14 protein-coding genes are annotated in these 18293 nt (G+C 31.2%); all 14 read right to left on the bottom strand.

Annotated elements, in window-relative coordinates; genetic code table 11:
• Window positions 1-1941 (bottom strand): lasso peptide isopeptide bond-forming cyclase, encoded by a 1941-nt coding sequence (locus tag ACIQ0C_RS01415; RefSeq protein WP_403056239.1) that lies wholly within the window; start codon window positions 1939-1941, stop codon window positions 1-3.
• A 941-nt stretch (window positions 1942-2882) separates the two neighbouring features.
• The gene (locus ACIQ0C_RS01410; protein ID WP_403056236.1) at window positions 2883-4052 is read right to left on the bottom strand and encodes a nucleotidyltransferase domain-containing protein; all 1170 of its coding nucleotides are present in this window, start codon (window positions 4050-4052) and stop codon (window positions 2883-2885) included.
• 155 nt (window positions 4053-4207) lie between these two features.
• Complete coding sequence (locus ACIQ0C_RS01405) at window positions 4208-5134, bottom strand: right-handed parallel beta-helix repeat-containing protein (protein WP_403056233.1); 927 nt, start codon at window positions 5132-5134, stop codon at window positions 4208-4210.
• 521 nt (window positions 5135-5655) lie between these two features.
• On the bottom strand, window positions 5656-6924 hold the full coding sequence (locus ACIQ0C_RS01400) for a lipopolysaccharide biosynthesis protein (RefSeq protein WP_403056230.1): 1269 nt from the start codon (window positions 6922-6924) through the stop codon (window positions 5656-5658).
• 48 nt (window positions 6925-6972) lie between these two features.
• Complete coding sequence (locus tag ACIQ0C_RS01395; protein WP_403056227.1) at window positions 6973-8160, bottom strand: O-antigen ligase family protein; 1188 nt, start codon at window positions 8158-8160, stop codon at window positions 6973-6975.
• A 1-nt stretch (window position 8161) separates the two neighbouring features.
• Window positions 8162-9076, bottom strand: coding sequence for a glycosyltransferase family 2 protein (locus ACIQ0C_RS01390; RefSeq protein WP_403056224.1), 915 nt, complete (start codon window positions 9074-9076; stop codon window positions 8162-8164).
• Window positions 9077-9093: 17 nt separating this feature from the next.
• The gene (locus ACIQ0C_RS01385) at window positions 9094-10197 is read right to left on the bottom strand and encodes a glycosyltransferase family 1 protein (RefSeq protein WP_403057088.1); all 1104 of its coding nucleotides are present in this window, start codon (window positions 10195-10197) and stop codon (window positions 9094-9096) included.
• Window positions 10198-10252: 55 nt separating this feature from the next.
• On the bottom strand, window positions 10253-11260 hold the full coding sequence (locus ACIQ0C_RS01380) for an SDR family oxidoreductase (RefSeq protein WP_403056221.1): 1008 nt from the start codon (window positions 11258-11260) through the stop codon (window positions 10253-10255).
• Window position 11261: 1 nt separating this feature from the next.
• Complete coding sequence (locus ACIQ0C_RS01375; RefSeq protein WP_403056218.1) at window positions 11262-12572, bottom strand: nucleotide sugar dehydrogenase; 1311 nt, start codon at window positions 12570-12572, stop codon at window positions 11262-11264.
• Window positions 12559-13683: a glycosyltransferase family 4 protein gene (locus ACIQ0C_RS01370; RefSeq protein WP_403056215.1), complete on the bottom strand. Its 1125-nt coding sequence runs from the start codon at window positions 13681-13683 to the stop codon at window positions 12559-12561. Before ACIQ0C_RS01370 ends, ACIQ0C_RS01375 begins: the two co-directional genes overlap by 14 nt.
• Window positions 13680-14861, bottom strand: a complete 1182-nt coding sequence (locus ACIQ0C_RS01365) for a LegC family aminotransferase (RefSeq protein WP_403056212.1) — start codon at window positions 14859-14861, stop codon at window positions 13680-13682. The genes ACIQ0C_RS01370 and ACIQ0C_RS01365 overlap by 4 nt, the downstream gene beginning before the upstream one ends.
• On the bottom strand, window positions 14854-15498 hold the full coding sequence (locus ACIQ0C_RS01360; RefSeq protein ID WP_403056209.1) for an acetyltransferase: 645 nt from the start codon (window positions 15496-15498) through the stop codon (window positions 14854-14856). Before ACIQ0C_RS01360 ends, ACIQ0C_RS01365 begins: the two co-directional genes overlap by 8 nt.
• A 33-nt stretch (window positions 15499-15531) precedes the next feature.
• The gene (locus ACIQ0C_RS01355) at window positions 15532-16179 is read right to left on the bottom strand and encodes a sugar transferase (protein WP_403056206.1); all 648 of its coding nucleotides are present in this window, start codon (window positions 16177-16179) and stop codon (window positions 15532-15534) included.
• An 85-nt stretch (window positions 16180-16264) separates the two neighbouring features.
• Window positions 16265-18091: a polysaccharide biosynthesis protein gene (locus ACIQ0C_RS01350; protein ID WP_403056203.1), complete on the bottom strand. Its 1827-nt coding sequence runs from the start codon at window positions 18089-18091 to the stop codon at window positions 16265-16267.
• Window positions 18092-18293: the final 202 nt, after the last annotated feature.

The following is an 18293-nucleotide window of genomic DNA, read 5'->3' as shown; positions in this document are numbered from 1 at the left end:
TTAATTGAATCGTTTTAAAAATCGATACACGATTAAACTCCGCATTAGGAATTTATGGTCTGGATTTGTAGCAAGTTCGGGACTAGTTCCTTTTTTAATCGTTCCTAAAGCATTCTTTATCGCCTGACCATCAAGGAACTCCAGGGCTTTATCATCTGTAATCAGCTGCTCAATCTCCTCTATGAATTCACCCCATTTGGGCAGCATTCGGTGAACCCAATCAGCTCCCTGCACACCCCTGTACCGTTGGTTTAGCCTTACCTTATCAGGTAAAACATTCACTGTAGCATTCCGAATCAGGGCACGATCCATCCCATTCTGTACATATTGATCTTCCGGGAGTGATAAACAAAAGCGAATAACACGGATATCATTGGTCGGATCTCGCTTCCACAATTTGTATCGTAAGGAGAGCTTTGTGGAAAGCGTATTTCCTGCATTCCACTGAAAGATATCTTCAAAGTGCTTTTTTCTTTCATTAAAAATATCAGAATTCGAATACCAGCCTGTTTCATCCATGCCGAATTCTTTAAATTTGTCATATACGCCTATTCCTTCTGCAAACCTTGGATTGATTAAGGATGGAATTTTATATGACACGCCTTCCGGAAAGATCCGATCAATGATTGGAAAGCCGATTCTAGCAATAGCTTTCACCTTTCGCAATCTAGATCCTCCGACATTTCTCCTATATTGGTCCAACTCTTGATATAGTCGAACCCACTTTAATCTTTTTAATAGGAGGGAGTAATACTCTAAGGGGAATCCCCAGGAAATTGAAAAGTTCCCCCTATCTCCATTAAGCAAAACACCTATGCCGTCCTCATTCGCTTTTTCAAACATGCCTTTCAACCAGAAAGAATTTTCAAAAAACTTATAGGGCATCTCCAAGATGTCAAGGAAGTCTTCCATTTCAGAAAAGGAGTCTTTGCCCTTAAAGTCACAATAATGATCAATAATGCCGCCAACATGTCCTACCGTCGATTTGATGAAAGGCCGCTCATCAGCCAAAAAGTATTTAGGCGTAAAATCTTTAAAATCTTCGGGAGGTATATAACTATATGTATGTAGTGCAGTGCTTTCCCGCTGCAATTGATTCACAGCAAAGCCAACAACAGCCCCGGAATCCAACCCACCACTTAATTGGGCGCCAACTTTCCGATGCGTCCTTAACCTGGATGTAACAGCTTCCTGGAAGACACTTTGAAATGCTTCGATGTAATCTTCATTAGATTTAAGTTTTAGCTTTTCTCCCTGAGTTAAGAAGCAATATCGTTTTAAAGTCACCCTATTATTCTCTATTGTTAAGCTATGTGATGGTGGTACCTGATTTATGGTTGTATATGGCGTTATTGAAGAATCTACTGCATCAATCATTCCCGATACGGCCAAATACTCAGCAAGCCACTGCTCATTCAACTTTTTTTCAATAAAAGGTAATCTTAATAGCGGTTCCATAGTCGTACAAAAGGCAAATTTCTGATAGTTTTGGTGATAATAAAGAGTTCTGGTTCCTGAAAAATCCCTTGCCCCAAACAACTTCCGTTTCTTTTCGTCCCAAATGACAAAAGCAAAATCCCCTACCAAGAACTTCGGGGCATCTTCACCCCACTTATAATAAGAAAGGAGAATCAGTTCACTATCCGTCATGCCCTTTTGATTGGATGGCTTAACCTGTAACCTCTGGAACAAATCATCACGATTATCAATAATGGCATCAGCAGTAATCGTACATTGCCTTTCAAAATCATAAAGCGGGAGCTGCTCACCAACAGATTCAGGCGTGATCCATTGAGCATGACAACCGAGAAACACCTTTTCTGAATGCCACATTTGGATAGAATCAGCAGGGTACTTTTGTAAAGCCGTCATCAAATTATGGCAATGTGGAAGATTCATAGGCTCTTCATTAAAATGATAAATACCGGCTATAACACTCATGTTATCCCCCTGATTGTTTTGTTATGTAAGATGTAAATACTAATCTTTTCAAATCCAATGTATATATGCACAATTTAAGGAGACTATTAAAATTTCAGCTTTCTCCTGCGTTGATTCATTACTTTGATGAAAATACTTCTATCATCTGACTTAAAAAATTTCACGCCAACTAATTTTAAAGGTGTCCATATTTCTTTCATTAGATATAGAGGCATTATATTCATCCTTTCGTTGTAACTTAAAGAATAAAAGGTCACACTAGCCAAAAAAAGTAGCAACCTTTACTAAATTAATATTAAATTAATATTATTATGTAATTGGGTTAACTTGTACATTTTATAGAACCATTCGTTCTCTATAACGAATATTATAAGCTAAATTTACCATCTATTCACTCAAGTGTCAATAAATTAAATTCTAATAATACTTTAAATACAAGTTTTATTTAAAAACAAATTTCATCTAATTATTTTTGTAAATAGACCAGAAATTACACACCATTAAGTAACTTCTTTATGAGGTTCAAATTGAGATTGTGTAAGAGCACAAGAGGGAAAAGGAGGAATATGATTGGAAGTAGTAATCCAAGAAAAAGTACAAATAAGTTATTAATATTGAATTGTTTCTCAAATTGCAATACCTAAATTAATTAGCAATTGAAAAACGTAACCTTGTTTTTAAGATATAAATCTTAAATAAAACCTTAAATGTAAATTTTAGATAACATGGAAATAAAAAATATTCCTTTAAAATAAACTAATATGTCTATTTTAAAAGAATACGTTCAAAGATTGAAAAGATCTCTTTATTGTAAGCGCCAACGATAATAAGAAGGATTTTTCAGGACACAAAAATAACATTTGAAAATTCCAGAATAAAGTAGTAGATCTATATATATAACTTAAATCCAGAAAAATTTTTTTTGCTATCAAATTCTCATATTATAACCGCTTTATAACAACTTTCCTTGCTATTCTCCATGTTTTTAAAAAAGGGCGTAAAGGAAAGTATAAAAAATGTAGTGACTTAGGTAATTTTAAAGTATTAAAATCTGCTTTCCCCGGATAAAATAAGATTAAAAGAAAAATTGTTTTTTGCTCAGCTGATTTTAATGAAAATAAATAGCGCCTATATTTATTAGTAGACATTATTATTTCATAAGATTCAATCTCATTAATAAAATATAGTGCCTTTTTAGCCAACTTTTTAGAATGATTTTCTTTTAAGAATATTTGCATTTCTTTATTGACAGGAGTATTTAAAAGTTGTGAAGATAATATTATTGCTTGACCTACCATATAATGATTTTTATACTCTTTTATTAATAATTTTACTTTATCAGTATTTAACGATTTTCGTGAAATTTTATCTATATCTAATAGCCAACGAAGTCGTCCCCAACCATGACGTGCACCATGAGAAACTAGAAATAAAAATAAATCTTCATTTCCCAAAAAGTAAACAGGAAAGTTTGTTAACTTACTTTTCCTTTTTCTCTCCCATAATGCAAAAAAACTTGGTTCCTTTGATGGTCGACTTTGCAATCTCCAATGGAGTTCAATACAAATTCCCTTTTTAGCATGAAAGAAGGTTATGTGGTGTCTTCTCCAATTTCTTTCATTCATTAATCCTTCCTCTTCATGCCTCTCATAACCATAATCCAATAGAATCTTTTCTGCTCTTTCTAAATCACTTATTTTAATAAGAATATCTAAATCTCGTGAAGTTCTAAGAGAAATATCACCATATAGGTCGTCAGCAATAACAGGCCCTTTTAGATATAGAAGAGGGATTTTACTTTCAATAAAAAGTTTACTAATTACCTCCATCTCTCCACTTAAGTTGAGCATTTGAAAGGTATTCTTTTTATATTCTTGGTGCAGCTTTTGAATAACATATGCTGGGATCCCTTTATGATTAATTTTTTTAAATTTAAAATAAATATAGGAATATACACGATGACGCCATACTAGATGGAGAAAATGATTCCAGTTAATTTCCTGTAATAGATTAGAGTCAATATTCAACTTATTATTATCCTTTAGTAGTTCAAGTAACAAACTTAATTCCAAAGAATCAGATTCCACTTTATAGGTAAATTTATTGAGCATATTAATCTCCTTTCCTACTTAATTTACTTATATTCAAACAAAATCACCCTACTATAATTACCCTTAAATGCATATTTTTTCCGATGTGTTTATAATGAAATAGAAATAGAAATTTTAAAATTTACACGATAACTTTTTTATATTCCTATAAATATTTAATATACTTTAATAATTTCCACCGTTCCCTTTATATTTCTAGGTTTTACAATTTGGATACCATCTTTTACATTTTTTACATCATATACTTTTATGCTTACAGAATATTTACTGCCGTGTAAATATTTAAGGTTAATAAGTAATCCCGTTCCATTATTATTTTCTGTAAAAGGATTTATTATTTCTACACTTTCGAGACGTTCCATTGGATTGTTAGGCTCCAAATCAATTCCACTTTCAGGAGCTTTTCCTTTTGTATCACTTATAAATGGATTTACAATTTTCAATTTGATTACGGATATAACTGAAATACCTTGTCTTTGGTTATTCTTTAAAACAGGGTTATTAATAGTAATGTTCTTACTATAACTTTTATTTTCAGTGCTTCCTATATATATTCCATCTCCCCAACAATTTTTAATCGTAATATTTTCAAGAAGAATATTTTCTGATCCTCTAATACTAACTCCAAAACCCCATTCCCCTTTTTCCCCTATATGTTCTTCCCTTTCCCCCTCAATTACTACATTGCCTGTCAAAGAAGCATTCTTTACTCCATGAATCCTAACTATTTCATAAGAACCTTTATCATTGGGAAGAGCTTTTAAGATAGTACCTTTATCAAATTTTAAAATTATATTATCTCGCAATACAATAGATCTTATTGCATCAATTAGGTAAGTACCTTTTGGAAAAAGAATAGTTCCTCCTCCATCTTTAGCAACATGATCGATTGCCTTTTGAATAAAAAGTGTATCTTCATTATTATCATTTGGTAGTGCTTTAAAATTTTCAACACTAACCTTATTATTCATTTTAATATTTTTATGATTTCTATTAAAATTGTTATTTAGATTTATAAAAATAAAAAAAATTACAAGGAAAAATATAATCGCACTTTTCAATCGCCATTTTTTTATAATCATTTGTACTCCTAAAAACTAGATTTTAAGCTCAATAATTTTACCGTTGCAAATTTACCTTGTATACATTTTTGTTAGCTTTTTAGAACTGGACTCCTATTAAAAATATTTTTGATATATTGCCTAGACTCCAACAACTAAAAAAAAATAAATTAATTATATAACACGCCTTCCTGAAAGTTGGGTTTGTCTTATGCTTTATTATTTTTGTTTGAGGCTTTTATATAATTTGAAGGGAATTAATCTAGGAACTACTTGGGGTTACTCTATTTGTAGGCAATTATGATTCTTTGTGTTTTTTCGGAAAATCCATATGTCTTTATTATTTATTCTTTTAGAGATAATCATTATAAAAATTAAGGTATGCGTTTTTTATAGTATAGCAAAATGATCGACTCCTACGGAATTCCCAAGTTAGATGGATACTAACAAAATTATGCATATCTTTTGGTAATTCACCTTACATAAAACAGAGAGCCGATCCCACTTTCCCTAAATAAATACAACTCATTTCAATAACTATTTCAGTTCGAAGTTTTACCTCTTGCTACTCTATATATAACCGTAAGAATTATCAAATAGTTAATAAAAAACATTATACTAGTTAATAATAGGTAAGTATCAATTGAAAAACCTGATATTTTCGCATAAATATAAATTAATAGTGAAAATAAAATAAATGTTATTTGCATTACAAATTCAACACTTTGTTTTCCGATAATTAACAAAGAACTTATAACAGGGATTGTAATAAAACGGATTGCAAACATAGGTGCCATAATTTGGGCATATTCCCCAGCGACTCCCCATTCGTTCCCGAACGCAAAAGTAAAAATTTTATTAGAGAAAAGAAACAAAATCAAGAAAATTGGTATCGAACCTACTGATAATATTAATATAGTCTTTTTAAATACGGAAAAGAAACTCCCCTTTTTTTGATATGCTTCACCCGCCTGCCTAAAAAACACACGTGAAACATTACTACAAATTATTGTTATAGGCATTCCTAGAACTGTTTGGCAAAGGGCATAAAACCCCACTTCTTTTACTCCATACATATTTGTTATAAAAAAATAGGTTAATGAGTAGGACAATGCATTTACCACATTTGCAGGCAAAGAATACATTGGCTGATTTTTATATTTTTTTACTATGCAGTATACCTCAGATTTCCTTACCGTTATTAAATCTCTTATATTACCAAAACAAAATTTTGCTTGTCTCTTAACTCCAAGTGCTAAAGAGATTACTTGAGAAGCAATTAAGCCTATAATACCCAATCCAAAAAAACCAAATATTACTTGTCCAAAGGACAGAACAATTGATCTCATTACTGAAACCGACCTTATAAGCTTGTATTGTTTATATTTATTATTATAACTTAATAAAGTATTGATTACTCCTGATAACAAAAAAATAGGAATTAAAATAAATATCCAAGGCCCTATTTTTTTAAAAGTATCAGGTACAAAAATATAAATGAAGAGTAGCCCTACTGAAATAAAAAAGGTCATCATTAAGCAGAATAGCATACTGGTTACAGTTAATACATCTGCTTCTTTTTTATTTTCAGATGTCACTATAGCCATATCAAATCGACCATTAATATTTGGTCCAATTACTGATACAATTGTCATTAATAGCGTATATACCCCAAATTGAGCTGGAGTATATAGCCTTGTTATTAGGGGGGATGAAATAACCATAATCAACTGCGCAATAATAGAACCTATTGACAGAGTTATTATGTCACTTAAATACTTACCTGAAAAAACTTTCCTTAAAAAAAACATTTCAATGATACCTCTTAATATCTAGATATTAAACATTTTATACTATGCTTATACCTTACTAAACCTATAATTTTTAAACATTTTAAAACTAATTATCATGATAATCAAAATCCAAAACCCTTGTTCCTTCCAATAAATAGAAGATACTATTAGTTTTGGAATTGCCAAAGAAAATATAAAGCAAATAAAAAGTTTAAAACTTTGGTCTATTTTTTTACTTAAGAAAAGTAAAAATATACAATATAAAATTAAAAACACAAATGGAATAATTAATAACACTCCACTTTCATTTAACATTTGTAAAAAGATATTATGTATATATGTTCCGTAATGATCGTGAAAAAAACCTATTCCTTTTCCATAGAACCAGCTCTCTTTAAAACCATTAAATGCAGACTCATACAGAATATCCCTACCATTAAAAACATTGTTCCCTTCTATTAATAAAACGCTTTTTTCAATAAAGTTACTTTTAATATTTAGGTTCTCCAATAAATTTCTTGCAACTAAAAGCAATGGCAAAATATTAGTATAAACAAAAATCAAAGTACCTAAGCCCAAAAGATAAATAATAATTCTATTAATAGTTATTTTCTTTGTAATAACAAATAATAAAAATATATATAGACCGATTGATAAAAAAGCGCCCCTTGTGCCAACTTTCATCATAAAATAACCATACCAAACGATTATAATAAAATAATATAACTTCTGGGAGGACTTTATCTTTATATAAAAAAGTTGATAGATACAGACAAGAATTACTGGTAATATAAGGTAGCCCAATCCCATTTTATTTCCTGGTAACATATTCTCTAAATCTAAGAATAGGAAAATCCAAGATGTAAAAACATATATTAGAGTAATGTATTTCATTATTTTTTTCACCTCAAAAGGCTGCGAGGTTACAATAAATGATGTGATTCCAAAAGCGAAAAAGGACATTAGATAGTCCTTCCAATGTGGGCTTGCTCCAATTTGCAAATATGATAACAAAAAATATATAAGAAAAAAAAGACTTAAAGGAATTACAATTACGAGATTTTGTTTTCTATTTATAACAAATGAAATCAATGAACATACAATAAAAGGAATTATCACTGTATTATTAAGTCCCGTTATGAGATTGATTGCAATAGCTAATATATTAGCAGAAATAATTATGGCAACTAGTAAACTATTAATTTTTATTAGCCGTTTTGAAATTATTAAATGTTTTATTTCCTTATTTTCCATCTTATCTTCCTAACTTTATAAGCATTTGACGAAAATAGTAGGCAGTTGAATCTAGAAATACTTTATATAAACCCTTAAAAGGACTTCCTGAGGCTTTAACATACCATAGACCTTTCTTAATATTTTTTTGTTTAAAAAATTGTTTTGCAATATCAATATTATGCGTATAAAATATATACTTTTTTTTATTTTTAGGCAGAATTTCGATAGCATTATTAAACTTCTCTAAAAAGTATTTTTTACGTACCTCAAATTGTTCGGCATTTTTTGATCTATTAGAATCAGAATGCATATATATATTAACTAATGACTCCTTTTCAACTTCTATTTTATAATTCCGAGAAATTCGTAGAATAAATTCTATATCCTGATGCCTAAGGAAACTTTCATCAAAATAGCCAACCTTATTAATAACTTCACTTTTAATCATTAATGTACTACCTGCACAATGATCTATTTTACTTGCAAGTATTTCAAAGTACAAGTCTCCACGATGTTTAGGAACATGAATAAACTTAGCCCCAGTTGGATATATTCTAGTATGTCCAGAGTAACAAGCTCCCCAATTTTCATCTTGATTTTCAAGTAATTTTACTTGGTTACGAATTTTACTTGGTTCAAACTGATCATCATCATCTAGAAAACAAATATAGTTACCACTAGAATTTTTAATACCGGTATTACGTGCACAAGAACCATTTAAGTTTATTTCATGTGCAATATATTTAAAATTTCCCAACTTTATATACCTTTTGATTTTTTTGTATGTTTCAATTTGTTCTATAGTTCCTTGACCATTATCATCTACAACTATAATTTCTAAATCAGCGTAATCTTGGCTGAGCACGCTATCAATTGCTCTTTCTAAAAAAACAGGACGTTTATATGTAGGTATAACAACAGAAACTTTTTTCATAATTACTTAAACTCCCATCAAAAAACATCAGTCTTCAATTTATCTATATTATATATTTCCTTAGAATAAAAATCTTCTAACCAATTTGAAGTTGTTACAATATCATATCCATTTTCTATGATTTTATTATGAGAGTTGACTATTTGACTATTTTTTGATATTTCCTCAACCCATTTTGATACTGAATCATTTAAACTTATAAATTTCGCAAGTCCTAAACCTAAATCAACATCCGTTGTGACAGCATTGGAAATAATACACTTTAACCCAATTGCTTGAGCTTCTACTAATGTTACTGGTAAACCTTCATATAATGATGGCAATAATAATACATTAAATGCTTGCATAACTTCATGAACATCGTCTCGAACACCTAAAAAATAAACTACTTTATTTAAATTCAGTTCTTTTACTTTTTGTTCAATTTTTTGCTTTAGTATACCATCGCCTACTAATACCAAAACTGAATTTGAATTCTTCTTATGAAATTCAGCAAAAACATCAATTAAAAAATCGTGGTTTTTCATTTGTTGAAATCTTCCTACATGCCCTATAACAAGTGTTTCATCATTTACTTCTAATTCTCTCCTAATTTTGTTTCTAATTTCTTTATTATAAGTGAATTTTTTTAAATCCACTCCATTTTTAATGTGAATCATTTTACCGTTCGCTATTTTTTTACCAAAAAGACTAATACCTGCTAATTGCGAACAGGAAAAAAAGTGCGTGGCCACTGAGGGTATAGCCAAAGAAACTAACCTTTTATATGCCTTCTCAGGTAATGAGTTCCCATACTGTGCACTGTGACTATGAGCGATACGAATTGGAACACACTGTTTCTTTGCAGATTTTAAAATTAGGCCACTCATTGCATTCATATGTGAATGAACTACTTGGTACTCTGAATGGTTTTTAAAAAAATTATTTAAAGCCTCTTTATATCTAAAATGACCTACTTTAGTTACATAAGGAATATAGTGGATTTTTCCACCAAGGCTTTGAATTTCGTTATCAAAATCACCCGACTCTTCTCTATGAACTAAAAAATCAAATTGTAAATGATTGCGGTCAATATTTCTGTATATATTCATTATTAAAGTTTCTAATCCACCACGATTCATTATTCCTACCGAATGTAATATGCGTTTAGGGCTCAAAAAGTACTTCCTCCTTTTATCAATTGCCTTGAATATTTTTTGGTCGATCAACAAGATATTCTTTATACCATTCGATAGTTAATTTGAATCCTTGTTCAAAGTTCCATGAAGGATTATACCCTAATAGCGTTCTTGCTTTAGATATATCTGCAAGTGAATGCTTAATATCTCCAGTTCTTTCAGGACCAAAAATCGGTTCAATATTACTATCTAAAAGATTGCAAATCTTTTTATAAAGTAAATTAAGCGTTATGCTTTCTCCATATGCAATATTATAAGCTTTCCCACAAGCTTCTAAAGAAGCTAAGCAAGACTTTAAATTAGCCTCTATAACATTTTCAATAAATGTAAAATCCCTACTCTGACTTCCATCACCATTTATGGTAGGAGACTGATTTAATAATAATTTTTTAACAAAAATAGGTATCACCGCTGAATATTGCGAGTGAGGGTCTTGACGGCGACCAAAAACATTAAAGTAACGAAGACCAATACATGGCAACCCATATAAACGAGTATACAAAGCTCCGTAATATTCATTAACTGCTTTAGTTACTGCATAAGGTGATAGTAATTCACCCTCATCGCCTTCAACTTTGGGTGAAATAGCAGAATCACCGTAAACCGAGGAGGAAGACGCGTAAATGAATCTCTTAACCTTTCCTGTTTTTCGTGCAGCTTCCATCATATTATGAGTTCCCTTAATATTAGTTTCTTCATATATAAGGGGAAGATTGATAGAACGTGGAACAGACCCTAAAGCTGCTTGATGGAATATATACTCAACTCCATCACATATTTTTTGACAAGTTTCAAAATCACAAATATCACCTTCAATAAATTCAAAACTTGGGTTATTTTTAAATAATAATAGATTTTCCTGCTTTCCTGAAGCGAAATTATCAACCCCACGTACTCTCATCCCAAGATTAAGTAGAGCTTCTACTAAGTTTGATCCAATAAAACCAGCAGCACCAGTTACAAGGAATTGTGTGCCTGCTGGAAATTCCACTTTTTCAAAATTCATTTTAGAGCCTCCAGTATAAATAATTCATATTTTCTGCTTCTTTTCGATTAAACATTCCTTTTACATCTATTAAAACTGGTTTATGATTCCAGTATAGCTCTCTTACCTGTTCTAAACTAAAGGATTTAAACTCTTCATGAGGTACTGCAAAGATTAAAGCATCCATTTCTTTTATGTCTTCTAGGTTACATGGATTTATCCTATATTCATTCCATAAATCTTCTTTATCTGCTAAAGGATCTACTACTCTGGTTTCAATTCCATATTCCTCTAATTCATTAATAATATCTACTACTTTTGTATTTCTTACGTCTGGACAGTTTTCTTTGAAAGTTACACCAAAAATCCCTACTTTTGCACCTTTAATCTGCTTATCAGCTTTTATAAGATTCTTAACGGTATTTTCGGCTACATACTTACCCATATCATCATTAATCTTTCTACCTGAAAGGACAATTTGAGAGTGGTATCCCATTTCTTCAGCTTTATAAGTCAGATAATAGGGATCAACGCCAATACAATGCCCTCCAACAAGACCAGGTGAAAAGTTAAGGAAATTCCATTTCGTTCCTGCTGCTTTTAATACTGCATTTGTATCTATTCCTAACTTATTAAAAATAATGGATAATTCATTCATAAATGCAATATTAATATCTCTCTGAGAATTTTCAATAACCTTAGCTGCTTCTGCTACTTTTATACTTTCTGCTTTGTATACTCCGGCTTCAATTATCATTTTATAAACATTTGCTATTTCCTCTAGAGAATCTTCGTCCATACCAGAAACAACTTTCACTATACTTTCAAGCCTATGTACTTTGTCTCCTGGATTTATTCTTTCCGGTGAGTATCCCACCTTAAAATCGATTCCGTATTTTAAACCTGATTCTTCTTCTAAAATTGGTACACAAATATCTTCAGTAACCCCAGGATATACGGTAGATTCAAATACTACGATTGATCCTTTTGTAAGGTTTTTTCCTACTGTTTTACTTGCACCTATAATAGGGCTAAGATTCGGTGTTTTATCAGAGTTAATAGGTGTTGGGACAGCTACAATATGAAACTTACAATCTCTCAAATACTTTTCTTCCCAAGTTAATACAGCTGAGGTTACTTTAATTGCTTCGTTACCCACTTCTTTAGTAACATCTATACCATTTAAATAATTCTGTACTTTTTCTTTAGAAATATCAAAACCCACTACATCTACAATTTTAGAAAATGATATAGCAAGAGGCATTCCTACGTAACCTAAACCAATAACTGATATTTTTTCTTTTTTATTTTTTATTGCTTCATATAAGCTCATTTTTACCGCCCTTTATGATGTAATTTATTACTTTCGTATACTCGTTTATTACTAAACTTCTGTCAAATTCATCTTCAACTTTAATTCTTGCTTTTTTCCCCATGTTCTCTTTATCATTTTTATCTAATTCTATAAACTGTATAAGTGTTTTTTTAAGGGATTTTGCACTTTTGACTTCAAATAAGTATCCATTTTGACCATCATCTATAATTTCTTTACAACCGGGTATGTTAGAAGCTATTAAAGGCTTGCCCATTGCTGCACTTTCTAATAAAACATTGGACATCCCTTCGTGATGTGAAGGATTTACTATACAATCAACCTCTCTAATTTCATTTCTAACATCGTTAGATACTCCAAGATATTTTATTTGTTTATTTTTATTGTTTAACATATTAACTTTATACTTTTCTTCTTCAATTGGACCTAATATTTGAAATTCTATATTTTTGTATTTCTTTGATAGAGTATCAGCTACTCCAAGATATTCCTCTATTCCTTTTTCTTTCATTAATCTTCCTATAAATAAAAATCTAACTTTCTCATCTCTTTTTATTTTTGAAACTGGCATAAACCTGTTAGTGTTTACTCCAGAACCTGGTAATACTATAGTTTTATTAGGGTTTACCATGTTGTTGGAAATAAATAGGTTATAATTGCTTTTATTTTGAAAGAATACAAATTTCGCTTTTTTGCATGCATACTTATATAAATTTATAACTATTTTCTTAAGTTTTGAATTGGTTAATGAAGTACCTATTCCTGTTATATTCATAATGACTGGAACATCAGTAGTTTTCGCAGCATATGTTCCATAAATATTTGGTTTAATAGTATATGTTAATATTAAATCAGGGTTTACTTCTTTAATTATTTTTTTATAGTCTTTTATTAGCTTCCAATCTTCGAAGGGATTAATTCCCCTTCTATTTATATATGTTTCAATATGCTGAGCCCCAGCTTTGATTATTAATTGTACTTTTTCATCATCTAGTTGTTCAGGAACTGAAAAATAAACTTCATATTTTTGATTTATTAATTCTTTTATTAACTCAAATCTAAAGTTATATAAACCTATTGAGTTATTTGCTAATATTAATATTTTTTTCATTTATTTACTCTGTATAAGTCACTTAAATTTTCTAAGACGATATTTACTTCGTCTCTTACCAAATTACTACTACAAGGAATATTAATTATACTTCTCTCATAAAAATCTGCTTTTTCGATCCTATGCCCTTGATTTCCTAAATATGGTTTTTGCTTATGAATTAACCCCCATAGTGGTCTTGTTTGAATTTTATTTTCATTTAGCATAAATAATAATTCATCACGATTCATTCCATACTTTTCCTTATCAACAATTACTGAGTAAAACCAATGATTAGCTCTTGTATCATTCCTAAATGGTAATAAAGTTAATCCTTCTATATTATTTATAGCTTTTTTATAAAGATTATAGTTCTTTATCTTTGTATCAATAAATCCCTCAAGTCTATCTATTTGATCCGTTCCAAATGCGGCTTGTATATTGGTCATACGATAATTATATCCTACTTCGTCATGAGTGAAATATAATGGATTTGTTTTAGCTTGAACTGATAAAAAAGCTATCTCTTCTAATAACTGCTCGTTATGAGATACTACCATTCCACCACCACCGGTAGTGAGAATCTTATTTGCATTAAATGAATATACTCCTATATCCCCTAGAGTTCCACAATGTTTCCCCGCATATTCACCTTCTGAATAGTAAGAACCCAGAGCCTCAGTAGCATCCTCTATAAGCTTTAAATTATACTTATTCTTAATCTCTATAAGTCTTTCTATCTTGACTGGATTGCCAAAAACATGTACTGCAATAATTGCTTTTATTACTTTTTTAGATTTTTTATTAATTACTCTTCCTTCAATATAACTACATTCATTCTCCAAGAAATCTTCCAATTTATCCATGTCCATATTTAGATCATCATCGCAGTCCATAAATACAGGCTCCGCACCCATATATCGGACAGGATTAACTGCCGCAATAAAGGTAAGGGTTGGTACGATTACTTCATCATCGTGAACAATACCCAATACTCTTAGGGCAAGATGTAATCCCGATGTACCACTTTGGCATGCTATAGCTTTATCTACACCAACGTATTTAGCTATTTTACTTTCAAATTCTTCAATAAATCTTCCCCCGGTAGATACCCACCCTGTTTCAATAGTTTCTTTTACGTTTTCTAAGATGTCTAGTGAGAGATTTGGTACTGAAAGGGGTATCGTTTTGTTAGTCATTTTCAAACACTCCAACCTGCTTTTTTATTGTTGCTGGGACTCCTGCCGCCAAAACATTATCAGGAACATTTTTATTAACAATTGCTCCAGCTGCCAAAACTACATTACTTCCTATACTGATATTATTAATTACACTTGAACCTATGCATACCCAAGTGTACTCCCCTATTGTTACAGTACCACCAATATTTACACCAGGTGAGACATGTACACCATGACTTAACCTACAGTCATGGTCTATGGTTGAAGAAGTATTTATAATACACCCTTTTCCAATATGAGTATCAGCATTAATCACTGCCCCAGCCATTACAACTGTTCCCTCACCTAGGATGCTTGTTTTACTTATTGAGCTATAGGGATGAACTAAGACAGGAATTATAAACCCTTCTCTTGACAATATCTCTATCCATAAACTTCTTAATTTATTATCTCCAATTGCAACAAAGGCATATTTATATTTATTTATAAATAAAGAATAATCATCGAACTCACCGATTACCGGAATACCCGAAGCATTTTTTATATTTTTTCTATTATCTAGAAAAGCGATACTGTCCCATCCCTTACTTAGTAAAGCTATTTCAGAAACTACTTTTCCATGTCCACCGGCTCCTAGGATTAATAAGTTCTTCATGATCAATTGACCTCCGATGTTTAAAAATTATATTTAGTTTTTATTTGTGTCTCTTGTAAAGTAAGGCATTGTATCACCTTGAGAATTATTAATATCTTTTCTTTTTAAGACATTATATATAGTGAGCCAAAGTATCTTTAAGTCAAGAGATAAACTGATATTATCCACATACCAATTATCGAATTTAAACTTTTCTTCCCAACTTATTGTATTTCTCCCATTTACCTGGGCCCACCCTGATATTCCTGGTGTTACTTCATGTCTTCTCATTTGTTCTTCAGAGTAATACTCTAAATATTTAACAAGTAAAGGCCTTGGTCCTATAAAACTCATTTCACCACGTAGAATATTAATAAGCTGAGGCAATTCATCGATACTTGTCTTACGTAGCAATGAACCAATCCTTGTCATTCTTTCCATATCTGAAAGGGCTTTTCCGTCTTTCTCTGTTTCAACTCTCATTGTTCTAAATTTAAATACTCTGAACACCTTTGCATCTTTTCCAGGTCGTTGTTGCTTAAATATTGCAGGTCCGTTTGATTCTACCTTAATCGCAACACATGCTAAAAACATGATAGGAGATACTAGAATTAATAATAATATTGAAAAAAATAAGTCAGTAATTCTTTTTAAATTTAAATATGAATTCTTATCTAATATACCTTTTTGCTCATTATTCAATATTACACATCCTTTTGATATATTTATTTTGCGATTTCAATAAATTCTAACGTGTAAATAACTAGAATTCCGACGTCTAGTTTTATTACTTCGCTAATAAATAAACTTTGTTTTTTCTCCTATTGGCTAAATTCACAACGAATTCTTTAAGTTCTAATGATGATAGTTTATCATGGAAGCTGAGTAGATAATCCACCTCTTCTTCCTGGTCTAGGATCGCTTTCCCAATGAATATCTTAGGAAATACTGCTTCTTTATGAACTTCATTCTTCCCTAATAATTCCTCAAACATCTTTTCTCCAGGTCGAATTCCTGAATAATCAATTCCAATTTCATCAAGGGTATAACCTGATAATTGAATAAGATTAGTAGCTAAATCTACAATTTTCACCGGCTCTCCCATATCTAATACAAAGATTTCTCCTCCTCTGGCTAGGGATCCAGCTTGGATAACTAACCGGGATGCTTCTGGGATGGTCATAAAATAACGAGTCATATCAGGATGTGTAACCGTAATAGGTCCCCCTGCTTGAATTTGCTTTTTGAATAGAGGTATAACACTACCTCTGCTTCCCAAAACATTACCAAATCTTACAGCGACGAATTTTGTTGAACTCATCTTATTTAGCTGTTGAATGACCATTTCAGCTATCCGCTTAGTTGATCCCATTACATTCGTTGGGTTAACAGCTTTATCAGATGAGATCATAACAAAAGTTTCCACAGCATATGTATCCGCTGCTTCTGCAACATTTTTTGTACCTAAAATATTATTCTTTACTGCTTCCCTTGGATTGTATTCCATAAGAGGAACATGTTTATGAGCAGCCGCATGATATATCACGTCCGGTCTATAAGTACCCATTACTTCAAAAATTCTATTCCGATCTTGGATATCAGCAATAACCGGTACTATTTCTATTTTCCCGGAGTCAGAATAAAGGTTTCTCAACTCCATATCAATTTGATAAATACTATTTTCACCATGCCCCAGTAGTACTATTTTTTGTGGTGAAAATCTACATATTTGACGACAAATTTCAGACCCTATAGATCCCCCAGCACCTGTCACTAGAATAGTTTTACTTGTAACATATTCTGATATACTAGTTATATCTAGTTCAACTGGTTCTCTACCTAAAAGATCTTCAACTTCCACTTCCTTGAATTGATTGACAGCTACTTTCCCTAACATAATATCTTCAAGCATCGGCATGATTTGTGTTTTTGCATTCGTTTTCACACATTCATCAAAAATGACCTTCAATTCTTTCTTACTTAATGAAGGTATCGCAATGACAATATTATCTATATGATATTTTTCAACCATTTCAGGGATATGTGTAGAATTACCCACAACGGGTATACCTAAAATGTCTAGCTTATCTTTTTTTGGATCATCATCTATGAATGCTACCGGTTTTAGTTCCGTATCATGATTATTAAGAAGTTGACGTACAACCATGGTTCCAGCAGAACCCGCCCCAATTACCAATGTGTTTCTGGTTTCCTTTTGCTTATTTATCAAACGGTCACGAAGCATTCTCCACGAAAAGCGTGAACCACCAATTAGGATGACATGCATCATCCAGGTCAATGCCATGGCTCTTACGTAAACATCTTGAAAAACCATTAACTGGATGGCGATTACAGTGATAACCGATAGGCTTACGGCTTTAACAATGGACAGTAACTCTCCAATACTTGCATACTCCCAAGCCTTCTTATACAGTTTATAAATAGAAGCGAAAAAATGATGGCTGATTAATAGAGAGACTGATGTGACTAAGAGTGTTGGTAATTTAAATATTTCCAAATAGGGATACAAGAATAAATAACTTACATAAATGGCCGATAATACTATTAATGAGTCTAATAGGGCCAGAAGTGTTAATCTTTTTCGGTAGGCCAACCACATTTCCCCCTTTAATATTGTTTGATTTACTCTCTATTGAATACAGTTTTAATGTATTGTATTCTATTTCACATGAAATTAATTTTTAATATAAGATTGAAATATGCTGTTTATTTATCTTTTTATTTTTTTATGTCCTATCCCATAAGGCTTGTTGTGGTTGAACAATTGGTCGTTCGGTAACATTAAACTCTAAAAC

The organism is Peribacillus sp. NPDC096448 (assembly GCF_044762675.1).
In the GTDB taxonomy this organism is placed as follows: Bacteria; Bacillota; Bacilli; order Bacillales; family DSM-1321; genus Peribacillus; species Peribacillus frigoritolerans_B.
This window is presented reverse-complemented; position numbering and strand designations above follow the sequence as displayed.

Coding starts and splice junctions, on each gene's coding strand:
- ACIQ0C_RS01415 (WP_403056239.1), bottom strand. CDS start 1,941: ATGAGTGTTATAGCCGGTATTTATCATTTTAATGAAGAGCCTATGAAT.
- ACIQ0C_RS01410 (WP_403056236.1), bottom strand. CDS start 4,052: ATGCTCAATAAATTTACCTATAAAGTGGAATCTGATTCTTTGGAATTA.
- ACIQ0C_RS01405 (WP_403056233.1), bottom strand. CDS start 5,134: ATGATTATAAAAAAATGGCGATTGAAAAGTGCGATTATATTTTTCCTT.
- ACIQ0C_RS01400 (WP_403056230.1), bottom strand. CDS start 6,924: ATGTTTTTTTTAAGGAAAGTTTTTTCAGGTAAGTATTTAAGTGACATA.
- ACIQ0C_RS01395 (WP_403056227.1), bottom strand. CDS start 8,160: ATGGAAAATAAGGAAATAAAACATTTAATAATTTCAAAACGGCTAATA.
- ACIQ0C_RS01390 (WP_403056224.1), bottom strand. CDS start 9,076: ATGAAAAAAGTTTCTGTTGTTATACCTACATATAAACGTCCTGTTTTT.
- ACIQ0C_RS01385 (WP_403057088.1), bottom strand. CDS start 10,197: ATGAATCGTGGTGGATTAGAAACTTTAATAATGAATATATACAGAAAT.
- ACIQ0C_RS01380 (WP_403056221.1), bottom strand. CDS start 11,260: ATGAATTTTGAAAAAGTGGAATTTCCAGCAGGCACACAATTCCTTGTA.
- ACIQ0C_RS01375 (WP_403056218.1), bottom strand. CDS start 12,572: ATGAGCTTATATGAAGCAATAAAAAATAAAAAAGAAAAAATATCAGTT.
- ACIQ0C_RS01370 (WP_403056215.1), bottom strand. CDS start 13,683: ATGAAAAAAATATTAATATTAGCAAATAACTCAATAGGTTTATATAAC.
- ACIQ0C_RS01365 (WP_403056212.1), bottom strand. CDS start 14,861: ATGACTAACAAAACGATACCCCTTTCAGTACCAAATCTCTCACTAGAC.
- ACIQ0C_RS01360 (WP_403056209.1), bottom strand. CDS start 15,498: ATGAAGAACTTATTAATCCTAGGAGCCGGTGGACATGGAAAAGTAGTT.